Source organism: Cryobacterium soli, assembly GCF_003611035.1.
Taxonomy (GTDB): domain Bacteria; phylum Actinomycetota; class Actinomycetes; order Actinomycetales; family Microbacteriaceae; genus Cryobacterium; species Cryobacterium soli.
The window spans coordinates 2897580-2913230 of the sequence record NZ_CP030033.1; the positions used below are offsets into that span (position 1 = coordinate 2897580).

At 69.0% G+C, this 15651-nt stretch carries 14 protein-coding genes; 5 read left to right on the forward strand and 9 right to left on the reverse strand.

Annotated elements, in window-relative coordinates; all coding sequences use genetic code 11:
• Positions 1-23 precede the first annotated feature (23 nt).
• Positions 24-599: a 1,2-dihydroxy-3-keto-5-methylthiopentene dioxygenase gene (locus DOE79_RS13395; RefSeq protein WP_120338925.1), complete on the forward strand. Its 576-nt coding sequence runs from the start codon at positions 24-26 to the stop codon at positions 597-599.
• Positions 600-662: 63 nt separating this feature from the next.
• Here DOE79_RS13395 and DOE79_RS13400 read toward each other — a convergent pair whose 3' ends face one another.
• The 7 genes from DOE79_RS13400 to DOE79_RS13430 form a co-directional block, all read right to left on the reverse strand.
• Positions 663-1805, reverse strand: coding sequence for an ABC transporter permease (locus DOE79_RS13400; protein ID WP_425455648.1), 1143 nt, complete (start codon positions 1803-1805; stop codon positions 663-665).
• On the reverse strand, positions 1802-2686 hold the full coding sequence (locus tag DOE79_RS13405; protein WP_120338926.1) for an ABC transporter ATP-binding protein: 885 nt from the start codon (positions 2684-2686) through the stop codon (positions 1802-1804). Before DOE79_RS13405 ends, DOE79_RS13400 begins: the two co-directional genes overlap by 4 nt.
• 106 nt (positions 2687-2792) lie before the next feature.
• Entirely contained in the window at positions 2793-3299 is a 507-nt protein-coding gene (locus DOE79_RS13410) for a universal stress protein (protein ID WP_120338927.1), read from the reverse strand.
• Positions 3300-3407: 108 nt separating this feature from the next.
• Entirely contained in the window at positions 3408-3998 is a 591-nt protein-coding gene (locus DOE79_RS13415) for a GrpB family protein (RefSeq protein ID WP_120338928.1), read from the reverse strand.
• A gap of 65 nt (positions 3999-4063) precedes the next feature.
• Positions 4064-5644, reverse strand: a complete 1581-nt coding sequence (locus tag DOE79_RS13420; protein WP_162942750.1) for an HNH endonuclease signature motif containing protein — start codon at positions 5642-5644, stop codon at positions 4064-4066.
• Positions 5645-5775: 131 nt separating this feature from the next.
• Entirely contained in the window at positions 5776-6480 is a 705-nt protein-coding gene (locus DOE79_RS13425) for a response regulator (protein ID WP_120338930.1), read from the reverse strand.
• Positions 6477-7901 (reverse strand): sensor histidine kinase, encoded by a 1425-nt coding sequence (locus DOE79_RS13430; RefSeq protein ID WP_120338931.1) that lies wholly within the window; start codon positions 7899-7901, stop codon positions 6477-6479. Before DOE79_RS13430 ends, DOE79_RS13425 begins: the two co-directional genes overlap by 4 nt.
• Positions 7902-8030: 129 nt before the next feature.
• Between DOE79_RS13430 and DOE79_RS13435 the strand changes: the two genes are divergently transcribed.
• From DOE79_RS13435 to DOE79_RS13450, 4 genes are all read left to right on the forward strand, one after another.
• On the forward strand, positions 8031-8675 hold the full coding sequence (locus DOE79_RS13435) for a TetR/AcrR family transcriptional regulator (RefSeq protein ID WP_120338932.1): 645 nt from the start codon (positions 8031-8033) through the stop codon (positions 8673-8675).
• Between the two features lie 100 nt (positions 8676-8775).
• Positions 8776-11310: an MMPL family transporter gene (locus tag DOE79_RS13440; protein ID WP_120338933.1), complete on the forward strand. Its 2535-nt coding sequence runs from the start codon at positions 8776-8778 to the stop codon at positions 11308-11310.
• 164 nt (positions 11311-11474) lie between these two features.
• Entirely contained in the window at positions 11475-12071 is a 597-nt protein-coding gene (locus DOE79_RS13445; RefSeq protein ID WP_120338934.1) for a TetR/AcrR family transcriptional regulator, read from the forward strand.
• 109 nt (positions 12072-12180) lie between these two features.
• Positions 12181-13227, forward strand: coding sequence for a medium chain dehydrogenase/reductase family protein (locus DOE79_RS13450; RefSeq protein WP_120338935.1), 1047 nt, complete (start codon positions 12181-12183; stop codon positions 13225-13227).
• A gap of 80 nt (positions 13228-13307) precedes the next feature.
• Here DOE79_RS13450 and DOE79_RS13455 read toward each other — a convergent pair whose 3' ends face one another.
• Both DOE79_RS13455 and DOE79_RS13460 read right to left on the reverse strand, forming a co-directional pair.
• Complete coding sequence (locus DOE79_RS13455) at positions 13308-13985, reverse strand: SDR family NAD(P)-dependent oxidoreductase (RefSeq protein WP_120338936.1); 678 nt, start codon at positions 13983-13985, stop codon at positions 13308-13310.
• On the reverse strand, positions 13978-15384 hold the full coding sequence (locus DOE79_RS13460; protein ID WP_120338937.1) for a DUF6421 family protein: 1407 nt from the start codon (positions 15382-15384) through the stop codon (positions 13978-13980). The genes DOE79_RS13455 and DOE79_RS13460 overlap by 8 nt, the downstream gene beginning before the upstream one ends.
• Positions 15385-15651: the final 267 nt, after the last annotated feature.

Consider the following 15651-nt stretch of genomic DNA (forward strand, 5'->3'; position numbering starts at 1 on the left):
CTCGGGCTCAATATATTCGTCTCATGACACTTCTCACCGTCTGGGACGAAACCGACGAAACCACCCCCACACTGCAGACGCGGGACGCCGCCGTCATCTCCGACGTGCTCTCGCCGCTGGGCGTGCGATTCTCCCGCTGGGAGCTCAAGGAGCTCGCGGAGAACCCCACCCCCGACGAGGTTCTCGAGGCCTACGGCACCGAGATCGCCGCAGTGAACGACGCCCAGGGCTACACCCTGGTGGATGTCGTCTCCATCACCCCGTCGGACGACCCCGCCTACGCCGACCTGGCGGCCGTGTCCCGGCAGAAGTTCCTCAGCGAGCACCAGCACGACGACGACGAGGACCGTTTCTTCGCCCGCGGCTCCGGCGTGTTCTACCTGCGCGTCAACGGTTTTGTGCACGCCGTGTTCTGTGAGGCCGGCGACCTCATCTCGGTGCCGGAGAACACCACCCACTGGTTCGACATGGGCACCCGCCCGGACTACGTGTCGGTGCGGTTCTTCCACGACGACGACGGCTGGGTGGGCAACTTCACCGGCAGCACCATCGCTACCAAGTTCGCCACCTACGACGAGCTCGCGGCCGTTCCCGCCTGAGCCGCGGCACCAATCCGGCTGCCATGACGAACGGGCCGCATCCTGGATGCGGCCCGTTCGTGGTCAGCCGCGCAGCGCCTGCTTGTAGGTGACCCGGCCGCCCATCCGCAGCAATGAGTTGCGGTAGATGCGGGAGCCGAACAGGATCACTCCCGCGGTGGTCACCAGCAGGAGGGCCAGCGACAAGAGCGGCTCCCACCATTCGGCCGTGCCCAAGAAGATGCGCACGGGCATCCCGACCGGCGCCGCGAACGGAACGTACGACATGATGCCGAGCACGAGCGGGTTGTCGTTGAAGAAGATGACCGCGAAGTAGGGGATCATCACCAGGTAGGCCACCGGGGAGGTGGCCGTTCCCACGTCTTCCTGCCGGGACACCATGGACGCCGTCGCCGCGTAGAGCGACGCGAGCATCACGAAGCCGAAGGCGAAGAACACCGCGAACCAGCCGATGGCCGGGCCCAGGTCGGCCAGGAGCACCCGTTGGCCGGTGACGGCCATGCCGATGGCCACGAGCAGGGCTATCGCCACAATCTGGCCGAACGCCATGATCGAGTTGCCGAGCACCTTGCCGGCCAGCAGGGCGCGCACCGGAATGGTGCTCATCAGGATCTCGACCACCCGGGTCTGCTTCTCCTCGACGACGCTCTGCGCGATGGTGGAGCCGAAGGTGAGCGCCGACATGAAGAACACCAGGCCGAAACCGATGGCCACCAGGTAGACCAGGAAGCCGCCCTGCGCTGCGGGGTCGAGCAACTGCACGCTGGGCGAGACGCTGAGCGCGTTGATGACGTCCATGGGGGCGGAGTCGAGGGCGATCACGGAGACGCCGAGCAGCGAATCATCGGCCGGCACGACGGCGGCGGCCACGGTGCCGTCACGCACGAGGGCTTCGGCGTCGGCCACGCTGTCGGCGGACACCGCAGTGAGCCCGTCGGCCTGGCCGACCACGGCGCTGGCGGAGCCGACCACGGCGACCTGGGTGCTCGACGGGTTGGCACTGAGCAGGCCGCCGGCCACGACCGAACCGATGGCCAGCAGCAGCAGGATGCCGGTGGAGATGAGGAACGCCTTGCTGCGGAGGCGCGCCGTGATCTCGCGGGAGGCCACGAGCCACACGCTGCTCCAGAAGCCGGGCGCGCTGTGGGCGGCCCGGGTGCGCGGCTGGGTGGGGGAGTCCTGACGGGAACCGATGTCCGTGCTCACTGCACGACCTCCTTGAAGATGCTGGCGAGGGTGGGCCGGAGATGGCCGAAGGAGTGCACCGCACCGCGCGAGAGGGCCTCGCGGAGCACGGCCTGGCTGGCGGCATCCGAGTCGGCCTCGAAGACCGCCTCGCCGCCGTCGAAGCCGATGACGGTGATGCCGTCGACGGCGCGCATCCAGCCGGCGTCGGCGTCGGTGCTGATCTCGAAGCGCGGGGTGCTGAACTGGTCGCGCAGGCGCTCGCGGGAGCCGTTGGCTCGGATCTCGCCGGCGGCGATGATCACCAGGTCGTCGCAGAGCCGCTCGACGAGGTCGAGCTGGTGGGAGGAGAACAGCACGGGGGCGCCGGCGGCTGCGTGCTCCTTGAGCACGGTGAGCACTACCTCGACGGCGATCGGGTCGAGGCCGGAGAACGGTTCGTCCAGTACCAGGAACTCGGGATCGTGCACCAGCGCGGCCGCGATCTGGGCGCGCTGCTGGTTGCCCAGGGAGAGCGCCTCCACCAGGTCGCCGGCGCGCTCGCCGAGACCGAGGCGCTCGAGCAGGTCGTCGGTGTTGCGCTTCGCGGCGGCCGGGCTGAGGCCGTGCAGCCGGGCGAGGTAGACGAGCTGTTCGCCCACCTTCATCTTCGGGTACAGGCCGCGTTCCTCCGGCATGTAGCCGAACCGGCGTCGGTCGCCGTCGGTGAGCGGCGTGCCGTCGAGCAGCACCTCGCCAGAGTCGGCCGAGAGCACGCCGATGATGATGCGCATGGTGGTGGTCTTGCCGGCGCCGTTCGCGCCGACGAAGCCGGTCATCCGGCCGCTGCCCACCGTGAAGCCCACACCGGTGAGTACCTGATGCGCACCGTAGTGCTTGTTGATTCCCCTGATCTCGAGCATGAGTGCCCTTTCGTCGCGTGACTCTAACGCTAAGGATGGCCGTGGTCCGCCGCATCCGCCGCGGGGTGGAGCGTGCGCGTCAGCCCCGCGGGGGAGGCGGCGGGGTTCACGGTTCCTCCCAGGGCAGTTCGGTGCCGAACGGCACGGGGTTCAGCGGAATGATCACCACCGGGCGCTGCTGGCCGTGGGCGAGGCGAACGGCCACCGAGCCGGTGAAGAACGTCCGCAGGTTGTGCCGGATGGTGGGTTCGCGGGAGCCCACGATGATCATCACGGCCCGCACGGTGCCGGCGAGCTGCCCCAGGGCCCTGGCCGGGTCGCCGGCGAGGGCTCGGGTCGACCAGGTGACCTTCCTTCCTGCGAGTACTCGTTCGATCTGCGCGCGCAGGCCCTCGTCGAAGACCGTTGTCGGCAGCTCCAGCGAGTCGGGGTCGAAGGAGGCCGAGGTCGTGCTGCCGTCGGGGAGTTCCTCGAGCGTGTAACGGCTCGGGTCGACGGATGCGCAGATCAGCTCGGCGCCGAACATCGCGGCGAACTCGGAGGCTGCCAGCACCACCGCATCCGGCTGGCCCGAGGTGACGCCGACGACGACGGGCGGTGGCACTCGCACCATGGCAGCTCCTTTGCGAAGGAGGGCCCCGGAGTGCCGGATCACCCGGTTCCGGGCTCTCCCTCCGACACTACCGGGGAGCGCGGCCGGGAAGACAGGTACCTGACCAGATCAGCGTCCGAGAGCTGCTCGCGCTCGCGCCTTGATCGCCAGGATGACGTCGGTCTTCGCGTCGGCGTAGTCGTTCATGTCGTCCCATTTCTTGGCGAGCAGGGCTCTCTTGGTGCTCTCGTACAGGTCGCGGTCGCCGGCGTCGGTGCGGAGATGATCCCGGAGGAGGAGGTACTCCGTCACTGCGGGATCATGTCGTTCGTAGAGGTGCACATGAACGTCCCGGGCCGGCGTGCGCACGAGGCGGTGCCCGGGCTCGCGTACCCGCAGCTCGTAGCCGGCGGCCAGGAGCGGCTCGAGGTAGTCCTCCTCGGCCGTGATGTCGTTCACCGCGACGACGATGTCGATGATCGGTTTCGCGGCCAGGCCGGGAACGGACGTGGAACCGATGTGTTCGATGACGATCTGTTCGACATCGACATCGACATCGACACCGGACGCGGTGAGAGCCGCCCGGATGCGCGACCGATGCTCGAGATAGGCGCCTGGCCAACCGTCGTCATAGCTCTGCAGCTGGATCTCGACTCGCTCGGGACCACCGACCAGGTCGAGTGCCGTGACGTCGGGGCGTCGCTGTGCTCGATGTTTCATCACCAGAACATCCTCGCAGGGCCGACCACGTAACTGCAGGGCCCATGCACGTCCCAGCCACAGGGCTAGAAGGGTGCCTCTTCTTCGTCTAGAGGAGGTGGCCCGGACGCTGGAGGCACCGGAGGTGGTGATGTGAGCCCCTGTGCCTCCGGCTTCCTGGGCACGACCGGTTCCAGGGCGGCGCGGACGAGGTCGTGGGCGCGGGGGTTTGTGTAGGTCTTGCCGCCGGGGCTGGTCCAGGTGAGGGTGCCGTCTGGCGCTTGGCGGGTGGTGAAGCTGGATTGGTGTTTGAGGCGGTGGTCGGGTCGGCAGAGGCTGACGAGGTTGTCGGCGCTGGTGGTTCCGCCGGCGTTCCAGGCTTGGGTGTGGTCGATTTCGCTATGGATGGCTTGCCGGTTGCAGCCGGGTCTTTGGCAGGTGTTGTCTCGGATCTGCACGTACCGGCGAAGATCGGCCGGTGGGGTGTACGAGTCTCGGTCGACGGAGAGGATGGTCCCGGTGTGCGGATGGGTGAGGATGCGGGTGAAACTCGTCGCTGTGCCGGTGAGGCGCCGGGCGGTTTCGAGGTCTATGGGTCCGTAACCGTCGAGGATGGCGGGTTGGTCGCTGTGGCCGAGGAGGGTGAGGACCGGGACGGTGATGTTCACGGTGCCGCGGATCCCTCGGCCGAGTTTCCCATCGGCGCCGATGCCGTCCAGCAGCAGGTCGCGGTAGGTGTCGGCGCGGCGCTGGTCGCGGGTGCGGCAGACGATGGCGTCCGGCTGCGGTGGGGTGAACGCGCCGTCAGTGCCAGTGTCCGCGACGCTGTCCGTGTTGGCTGAGCTGGCTTCTGTCTCGTCTTCGTCGTTGAGTGTCTTGGCGATCTGGGTGAGCCGTTCGTAGATCGCTGCGGCTTCGTCGGCCTTCAGATAGGCGTTGAGCCAGGACATTCCGTTGATGTCTGGTCGAAGCACGACCCGGCGCTCGCGGATACCCGCGTTGACACGGTCCTGCAACGGGATGGGGTGGAGGGATTCCCTGAGTTCCCGGGCGACCTTGGCGAACTTGCCGGGAGTGAGCTTCTCGGCCGCGGTCAGCGTCATCTCTTCTAGTCGCGGCAGCACATGCTCGGGCAGGTCCACCGGAAGCGACGCCGTGACCTCCATCATCTTCATGACGTGACCCCAGCCGATCCGGCCCTCGGCCAGAGCCCGGTGGAACAGGGGGAGTTGCTCTGTGAAGCGGGCGGCGTCACAGATCATCATCGCTGCGGTTTGGAAGTTCATCCGCAGCGCGCAGCCGACCTCGGCCGCCATCGCCCGACGGGCGAGCTCCTCGTCGTCCCACGCCGGGCCGTGTTTCTGGGTGTCGGGGTCGTTGCGGCCGGACTCGATCGGGTCACCGGCGAGGCCGGCGATGATCCACCGGTCGTGGCCGAGCCGGTCCAGCTCCGCCAGCAAACGGGTGCGCTCGGCGTACGCGGCGGCGATGACCTTCGCGTTGGCGATCAGCGGGTCGATGACCGCTCTGATGGCTTCGGCGACCGGGTCGGCATAGTCGTCCAGCTCGCCGGCGGCGCCGGCCGGGTGAGGGTGTCCGGTGAGGCGTGCAGCATCATCCGGGGTGTCATCCGGGGTGCTGTCTGGTGTGGCATTCGAGGTGGCCATAGGGACAGTGAAGCACCAGCCACCGACACCCTGCATCCCAATGAATCAGCGGTGGAGAACCCGTTGACGCTGCCGCCTGTGGAGGAGCAGCGAGGGCGAGTGCAGCGGCCGTTGGGCCACACGCGCGACGGTCAGCGCGACCTGCTGGCGCCGGGTACGACGATGCCGTGCTCATACGCGTAGACCACGGCCTGGATGCGGTCCCTCAGCTGCAGCTTCTGCAACACCTTCGAGACGTGGGTCTTCACTGTGGCCTCGCCGAGGTAGAGACGGCCGGCGATCTCGGAATTGGCCAGGCCGAGCGCGAGCAGCTCGAAGACCTCGCGCTCCCGGTCGGTGAGCTCGCCCACGGCCGACGGCTCGGGCGGGCGCCCGCGCTCGATTGTGTTGGCACCTGCCGGCCCGGACTCGGCGAACCGTTCGATCACGCGGCGGGTGATCTCGGGGGAGAGCAGCGCGTCACCGCGGGCCAGCACCTGCACGGCCTCCACGAGCGCCTCGGGCGTCGAGTTCTTGAGCAGGAACCCACTGGCGCCGTGCTGCAATGCCTGGAACAGGTAGTCCTCGCGGTCGAAGGTGGTGAGCACGAGCACGGCGGCCCGGCTGGCCGGGTCGGCCACGATCACGCGGGTCGCGGTGAGGCCGTCCATGCCGGGCATCTGCACGTCCATGCAGATCACGTCGGGTTGCAGAGCCGCTGCCTGACGGATGGCGGCGGCACCGTCGGCGGCGTCGCCCACCACCTCGATGCCCGGTTCGGACTCGAGGATGACGCGGAAACCGGCCCGCACCAGCGCCTGGTCGTCGACCAGGAGCACCCGGATCGGCGCGGTCATGACTGTGCTCCCGTGCTCATGTCATGTTCGTTCCTGTCGAGTTCGGTGCTGATCCGCTCGGATGACGCGCCGGACTGGGGTGACGCCAGGGGCACCCGGGCGCGCACGAGGTAGCCGCCGCGCGGGCGGTTGGCGAGCTCGAGGCTGCCGCCCACGGCCGCGATCCGCTCCCGCATGCCGCGCTGGCCCAGGCCGCCGCCCGGTCCGCCCGATGTCCCGCCGGCCGCGCCCGGCTCGCCGCCCGCGGCCCCCGTCCGCGCGCCCCGGCCGGTGTCGGTGACCTCGAGCTCCACGGCATCCGTCTCATAGCGCAGCCGCACCTCGGCCGTGGCGCCGGCGCCGGCGTGCTTGCGGGTGTTGGTGAGGGCCTCCTGGGCGATCCGGTACAGGCTGAGCCCGATGGTGCCCGGTACCGGGCGGGGGTCGCCGATCACCTGTACCCGCACGGGCAGGCCGGCGTTGGTGGTTTCCAGGGCGAGCTCGGCGAGCTGGTCGACCCCACGGGTGCTGGTGCTCTGGTGCGCCGGCTGGGCGCCCTCGCAATCATTCTCGTCGGCACGCAAGGCGCCGAGCATGGTGTGCAGCTCCTCCACGGCGGTTCGGGCGCTCTCCTCGATCACCGTGATCGTCCGGGCGGCGGCAGCGGGATCCCGATCGAGGATGCGCCTTGCGGCTCCGGCCTGCACCCCCATCAACGACACGTGGTGCGCCACCACGTCGTGCAGTTCGCGGGCGATCCGCACCCGCTCCAGCGTGACGGCCTGGGTGGCCGTGCGTTCCCGCTCCGCGGCCAGTTCGCGGGTGCGGGTCTCGAGCGCGTCCGAGCGCCGGGCGGCCTGCCAGGCCGTGTCTCCGAAGTGGTACGCGGCCCAGAAGTAGACCAGGTTGATCAGCACCTGCAGCAGACCGTAGGCGGCGTAGGGCGAGAAGAAACCCTCGCGGGACAGTTCGGGGATCGCGGTGGCCTGATTGGCGTGCTCGAGCAGAGTCCAGAACAACCAGACGAACATGCTCGCGATGATGCCCAGGCGCGTCCAGCGGGCCACAGTGCGGTGGTGGCTCCACGCGCCCACCGAGTAGATCGCCACATAGAGGCAGATGCTCGAGAAGAGAGGGTCGTTCACCCCCATGCTGCCGAAGACGCCGAACACCAGCGAGACGACCAGCGCCACGGCTTCGGGCCAGCGACGCCGGGCGGCCAGCGGCAGGGCGATCAGCGCCACCCATAGGGCCGCGAGCCACCCGGGCGCGTCGTCCATGATGCCGGCGCTGCGGGTGAGCATGAGGCTCAGAGCGGTGCCGACGGCCAGCGCCAGCGCCACCCAGGCATCCACCCGGTAGCCGGAGCGGGGCCCGCGCGGCCGCCGCCAGCCGTCTGCCAACGGGTCGATGCTCTCGGGCGGGCGGTCCTGGATGCTCATGCGACCACGCTAGCGCCGTGCGTCCCCCAGCGCCTCAGCCCTGCGGGGGAGGAACCGAAGAGCGACAGAACGCGCCGACGATCCCACATCCGGTTGCACGCCGTGCGTCGTTGCACTTAGTGTAATCATGTGAGTCCCAGCCTTATCGCCCCCGACCGTCGTGCCGAACTCAAGGCGCGGCACCGTGAGGCCATCCTGGATGCCGCCGACGCGCTCATCCGCGAACGCGGCAAGCCGCAATTCAGCGTCGACGAACTCGCGGCGCGAGCGGATGTCTCCCGCCGCACCGTGTTCAATCACTTCTCGTCGCTCGACGAGGTCCTCATGACCACCTGCACGCGACTGCTCAGCGACGTCGTCAACGACTTCCGGGCAGCGACGCAGACGGCTCCCGCGGCCGACGGCAGCCTGGTGGCACTGTTCGACGAGATCACCTCGGCGGTGCGCGCCATCGACCTGCCGACCGTGGTCGCCTACCTGTGGGGTGTGCTCGCCGAGGAACGCGAGAACGGACGCTCCCCGCACGCGCTCGGCGACGTCTTCACCCGCGCCACCGAACAGCTTTCGCTGGAGATCGCCGACCGCAACCCCGCGATCGACCGTTTCGAGATCGCTATCCTCCTCAGCTCGGTGATGAACGGCGTCGCCGTGGTGTCCGGCCACTGGATCACCCGCACGGGCGGTCTGCTCGACGAGTCCTCCCGGATCGTGTGGGACGACCTGGTCGACCGCTTGATCGCCTCCATCCGGGCCGGCTACCCCGCCGGCAGCTGACCAGCCCTCTTCTTCCGCCCGACCGACCAGCTCTCTTCCCGATGACGCGATGCGAGATCCAGCAGTGACAACCCGACATCAAGAAAGAACCTGAAGACACATGGCATCCCTTCTCTACCGACTCGGTCGGTTCTCCGCGCACCGAGCGTGGCTGGTCATCGTCGCCTGGGTGGTCATCCTGGGCCTGGCCGGCGGTGCGTTCGCACTCTTCGGCGGAACCCTCACCTCCTCCGTCAGCATCCCCGGCACCGCCACCCAGGCGGTCAGTGACGAGCTCGCCGAGAAGTTCCCCGCCGCCAGCGGCGGCCGGGGCACCGTCGTGTTCACCACCACCGACGACTCCGCTTTCACCGACGAGCAGAAGACCGCGGTCGGTGAGCTGCTCACCGGCCTCGTCGGAAGCGATCATGTGAAGTCGGTGACGAACCCCTTCGACACCCAGGCCCAGATCGACGATCAGGCGCAGAAGGTCGTGGACGGCCGCCAGCAGATCGCGGACGGCAACGCCCAGATCGACGCCGGCCAGGCGCAGATCGACGCGGCCACGGCCCAGCTCACCGCCGGCCAGGCGCAGCTCGATGCCGCCCGCGCCCAGGCGGAGGCCGCCGGTCAGCTCGCGGCCGCCCAGGCGACGTTCGACGCGCAGCAGGCCCAGATCGACGCGGGCACCGCGGCGATCGCCCAGCAGCAGGCCATACTCGATGCCAGCCGCACCGAGCTGGAGACCCAGAGCACCACGCTCGAGCAGGGCTCCGACCTGCTCGACCTGGCCGCCGGCATCCGTCAGGTCTCGACCGATGAGACCACCGCCGTCGCGAGCCTGCAGTTCGACACATCGCTCAACCAGGTGCCGGCCGAGTCGAAGGAGGCGATCGTCGAGGAGATGGAGAACGCCGGGATCGACAACGTCACGGCCGAGGTGTCGAATGACATCGCCGCCAGCATCCCCGAGATCCTCGGCCCGGGCGAGATCGGCGGCGTGATCATCGCTGCTGTCGTGCTCTTCATCATGCTCGGCACGCTCATCGGCGCGGGCCTTCCGCTGCTGAACGCGCTCGTCGGCGTCGGCGTCGGCGTGCTCGCCTCGCTCGCCCTCTCCGGCTCCATCGAGATGCTCTCCGTCACCCCGGTCCTGGGTGTGATGCTCGGCCTCGCGGTCGGCATCGACTATTCGCTGTTCATCCTCAACCGGCACCGCACCCAGTTGCGCAACGGGGTGCCGATGCAGGAGTCGATCGGCCTGGCGAACGGCACCTCGGGCAACGCCGTGGTGTTCGCCGGCGCCACCGTGCTCATCGCGCTGCTCGCCCTCAACCTCACCGGCATCCCGTTCCTCGGGCTGATGGGTACCGTCGGCGCCGTCTGCGTCTTCGTCGCGATCCTCATCGCGATCACCCTCACGCCGGCACTGCTGGGCCTCGTGGGCACGAAGATCCTCACCAAGAAGGCCCGCGCGCACCTGGGCACCCCCAAGATCAAGGTCGTGGCGCCCGACAAGCCGATGAACACGGTGCGCGCGGTCGTGACCGTGATCGCCGGCATCGCCGTGCTGCTGATCGTTGCGATCCCCGCCCTGTCGATGCGCCTCGGCCTCCCGGCCGGCTCGTCCGAGCCGCTCGACTCGAGCGCCTACCGCGCCTACAAGCTGGTCGACGACAAGTTCGGGGCCGGCATCAACGGCCCGCTGCTCGTGGTCGCCGACCTCGACTCGGCCATCACCGACGAGGATCTCCTCGCCGAACAGGTGCGCATCGGAACGGCCCTCAAGGCCGTCAACGACGTCGTCGCGGTCGCACCGATCGGCGCGTCCGACGACGACCTGCTGCTCGCCTTCCAAGTCATCCCCGAGGAGGGTCCGACCAGCGAATCGACCGAGCAGCTCGTGCGCGACCTGCGCGGCCTCGACGTCGACGGCGTGAGCGCACTCGGCGTCGCAGGCAACGCATCCGGCAACATCGACGTGAGTGAGAAGCTCGCCGACGCGTTGCCGCTCTACCTGCTCGTGGTCGTGGGGCTCTCGTTGATCATCCTGATCTTCGTGTTCCGGTCGATCCTGGTGCCGGTCACCGCCACCCTGGGCTTCGTTCTGTCGCTGTTCGCGGCATTCGGCGCCATCACGGCGGTCTTCCAGTGGGGCTGGCTCGGGTTCCTCTTCGGCATCCACGATCCGGGGCCCATCCTGAGCTTCCTGCCGATCCTCGTGGTCGGTGTGCTGTTCGGCCTGGCCATGGACTACCAGCTGTTCCTGGTCAGCGGGATGCGCGAGGCGTACACGCACGGCGCGCCGGCACGGTTGGCGGTGCAGCGCGGCTTCCACGCCGGGCGCACCGTGGTGATCGCGGCGGCCTTGATCATGGCCTCGGTGTTCTCCGGGTTCGTCTTCTCGAACTCCGTGATGATCCAGTCGATCGGTTTCGGCCTGGCCGTCGGAGTGCTGCTGGATGCGTTCGTCGTGCGGCTGCTCATCATCCCGGCCGTGATGCACCTGCTGGGCGACGCGGCCTGGTGGCTGCCGAAGTGGCTCGACCGCATCCTGCCCAACGTGGATGTTGAAGGCGCCTCGCTGGAGCGCACCCACCCGGTGCACCCCACGGCTGAGGCGGAGCCCGAGCCGGTCGCTGCACCGCGGAGCTAATCGGCGATAGCGCAGCGAGCTGACCACGCGCGGCCCAGTCCTCTCCAGGACTGGTCCGCGTCGTGGTATCTGACGACGCACGCTTCCGGTGTTGTCGCAGCCACCGTGGACCGATTCCGGCCGCCGGCTTGACATTCGGCACTTGTGACTGTTCAATCACATACATGACCTCCACCCCGCAACGTTTGATTCCCGGCCGCTCCAGGTCCACCGCCGAGCAGCAGCGCACACGAATCCTGCAGAGCGCCGTGGCGGTCTTCGCCCATGCGGGCTATCACGCCACTCCGGTGACGGAGATCGCGGAGAAGGCGGGGGTCTCCCCGGCCTATGTCTTCAGGCTCTTTCCGGGCAAGCTCGCCCTCTTCGTGGCGGCGGTGAACCAGTGTTATGCACAGGTCGCTGATGCTCTGGTCGCCGGCGGAGAGGCGGCCGGCCCGGTCGGGCCCGACGGAATCCTCGACGCCATGACCGACGCCTACGTGGACCTCATCGGCGACCGCGACCTGATCATGCTGCAGGTGCACGCCCAGAGTGCGTGTGACATCCCTGAGATCCGCGAGGCGGTGCGCGCGGGGGTCTCCCTGGTCGTGCGGGCGGTGGCACGGGTCTCCGGCGCCGAGCCGGCGGCCGTGCAGCGGTTCATCGCCTTCGGGCAGCTGTGCCACCTGATCGTGCAGGCCGATCTGCACGAACTGACCGACAGCTGGGCCGAAACGCTGACCGCCGGCATGCGCCACAACGGACCTCAGGCCACCCGCTGAGGGCTTGCGCCCCGCACGGGCCCTTTCTATACCCAAAAATGTGACTGACCAGTCACACACCTAGTGCCATCCCTCACCACAACCACAACCGCAACCAAGGAGCACCCCGATGAACACTCTCAACCTCACCCCGGCCACCACCGTGCGCGTCGTGCTGCCCGGGCTGGTGGAACCCGCCGGACTGCAACTGCGGACCGATCCGATGCCGGCGCCCGCGGCCGGCCAGCTCCTCGTAGCCGTCGAGGCCACCGGAATCTCCTACGCCGAGCAGGCCATGCGACGGGGCCGCTATTTCGGCCAACCCGACTTCCCCTTCACTCCGGGCTACGACCTGGTCGGCCGGGTGCTGGCCGCCGGATCGCCCGGTGACGCCGGACTCGTCGGGCGCCGGGTCGCCACGCTGACCAAGACCGGAGCCTGGGCGACGCATGCCGTCGTCGCGGCACGCGACAGCGTCGTCGTTCCCGAGACCGTCAGTTCGGCGGATGCGGAAACCGTCGTCGTCAACGGCGTCACCGCGTGGCAGATGCTGCATCGCGCCGCCCGGGTGCAGCCGGGGCAGACGATCCTGCTCTTCGGGGCCAACGGCGGGGTCGGCGGCATCCTGATCCAGCTAGCCCGGCACGCCGGCATCCACGTGATCGGAGCGGCGTCACCACGGCACCATGACGCCCTGCGCGCCGCCGGCGTCACCCCCGTCGACTACAACGACCCCGACCTCGCGGCCCGGGTGCGCCAGATCGCGCCCGGTGGAGTCGACGCCGTCTTCGACAACATCGGCGGCGAGATCACAAGAACCTCCTGGACGCTTCTGACCCCCGGCGGGGCCCTGGTGTCCTACTCGCTCATCTCCGCGCTCGGCGGGCAGCGGAGCCTGCTGATGCCGTTCGTCGCGGCCATCGGTCAGGCCCTGCTCTGGAGCGCCCTGCCCAACGGCAAGCGCGCCACCTTCTACGACCTGTGGTCCGGCCACTCGGTCCGGCCGGCTCGCTTCCGTCGGCACCTCGAGGAGGACCTGGGCACCGTCTTCGGCCTCCTGGCCGATGGCGTGCTCACCGCGAACATCGCCGCGAGCTTTCCCCTCACCGAGGCGGCCGCAGCGCTCACCCTCGCCGAGTCCCGCACCCTCAACGGCAAGGTCATCCTGCTGCCGTGACCGGTCGCGCTGCGCGGGCCAGGCGCCGGCTCGCGCCTGGCGCGCCACCCGCGCAGTGGCGCCTGACCCGCGCGGCGCGGTCAGGGAGTGAGGATGTGGCGGGTGTTGTTCAGGGCATCCGCAGGGGAGTCCCACAGGGCCACGACCTCGGCGGCCAGCCGGGACTCGAGCCCCTCGAGGGCGCGCACCGCGAAGATCACGGCTGCGGTGGTGTCGCCGGACTTGGCGAAGCCGTGGCCCACCGCCCTGGTCCAGGTCTCGGCGGCGGCCTTGGCGCTGGCGTAGTTGGCGCCGCCGGGCGTGGGCGCATCCACCGACACCGACGACACGATCGCCAACCGGCCGGCAGACGACGCGAGCAGGTCGGCGTTGAAGGCTCGGGTGGTGTTGCGGAGGGTCGTGAGAACGCGCTCGTGCAGGAAATCCCAGTCCTGGTCGCTCTGCCCGGCGAGTCCGCCCCCGCCCCGCCAGCCGCCGACCAGGTGCACGAGAGCGTCGATGGGGCCGTGATCGGCGTGCACGCTAGCGGCCAGGGCCGCCACCTGGGCGGGGTCGGCCAGGTCGCAGACGTAGACGGACGCGTCCGGTGCCACCGCGAGCACCCGCTCGAGGCGCTCCTCGTTGGAGCCCACGGCCAGCACCGTGGCGCCGGCGCCGGCCAGGGCGGCCGCGACGGCCACCCCGGCGGCGCTGGTGGCACCCGCGATGAGCACCGTGCGCCCGGCGGCGCCGGGCCGGTCAACGCCGGCGTCAGGCATCCGCGGTGATACCCACGGTCGACTCGATGACCGGCTTCATCTTCTTGTCGAGCGCCTCGAAGAACATCGAGAGCGGGAATTCGTCGTCGAGGACGAGGTCGGTGTAGCCCTTGGGCGGCCCGGCGAGCACCTCGAGCGGAAGCCCGCGTGCCCACGTGGACGCGGGATTGGGCGTGAGGGTCTTCGTGAGCATCTCGTAGGCGGCCAGCCAGTGTGCCTTCTTCGGCCGGTCGATCGACTCCCAATACAGCTCGTCGATCTCTGCGCCGAGCGCGACGACCACGTCGGGCACCGCGTCCCAGTCGAACGACAGCGCCGTGTCGGTCCAGTGCAGCACGTGGTGCTGGTGCAGCCAGGCGAACAGCAGCTGTCCGCCCAGGCCGTCGTAATTCCGCACCCTCGTGCCGGTGATCGCGAACCGGAAGATCCGGTCGAAGATCACCGCATACTGCACGAGCTTGGCGTGCCGGCGGGCCTCCGGGCTGGCGGAGTCGTCGCGTTCGATCTTCACCGATTCGCGGAACGCGGTGAGGTCGCAGCGCAGTTCCTCGAGCGAGTAGAGGAAGAACGGCATCCGCTGCTTGATCATGAACGGGTCGAACGGCAGATCACCGCGCATGTGCGTGCGGTCGTGGATGAGGTCCCACATCACGAAGGTCTCTTCGGTGAGGTGCTGGTCATCAAGCAGCGCCGCGACGTCGGCGGGCAGCTCGAGCCGGGTGATCTCGGCCGCGGCCCGCACCACGGTGCGGAATCTCGCGGCCTCGCGATCGGCGAAGATGGCACCCCAGGTGAACGTGGGGATCTGCCGCATGGCCACGGTCTCGGGAAACAGCACCGCAGAGTTGGTGTCGTACCCGGACGTGAAGTCGAGGAACCGGATGGGCACGAACAGCTTGTTGGTGTACTCCAGCTCCAGCTCGGCGACGAACTCCGGCCAGATCACCTCGATCAGCACGGCTTCAACCAGCCGGTTGGCACTGCCGTTCTGGGTGTACATGGGGAACACGACGAGATGCCGGATGCGGTCGACCCGGTGATGCTCGGGGTGGAAGGCCATCAGCGAATCGTAGAAGTCGGGCACGCCGAAGCCTTCGGTCGCCCAGCGGTCGAAGTCCACCACCACCGCGGCCAGGTACTCCGCGTCGTGCGGGAACTGCGGCGCCAGCTCGGTGACGGCGCCCGTGATCTCGGCAACCCGGCTCCGCGCCTCCGCGTGTGCATCGGCCTCGGGAATCGAGCCGTCCTGTGCCTGCACGGACTGCAGGGCGGCGGCGGCCTGCTTGAGCCGGAGCCACGCGGGCGACCCGGTCAGGGCGGTAGCGGCCCTGTCTTCGTGAACTGTGTCTTCGAGAACCTCGGGCTCACCGACCAGTGCATCTGCAATGTAATTCGACATGGGAACCTCCCGTCCTCGTGAGTGCCGCGGGCGCGACGTGCGTGCGGCGCACACCGCTGTGCGCCGCCACCAGCGTATCCGGGCCCTCGCGGCGTTTTCATGCAGCATCCCGCAGCGAATCGCCGCATCCGAGCGGTTTGGCGCCGGATAGCGCTGCCGCCGACGTCCCCGACTTGCGGCAAAGCGCCCCCTGGATGCCTCCATGGGGGACTTTCGCGGCAAGTCGCGGCAGAGCCGGTGCTCGACATGCCGCAAAGTGCCCTGTCA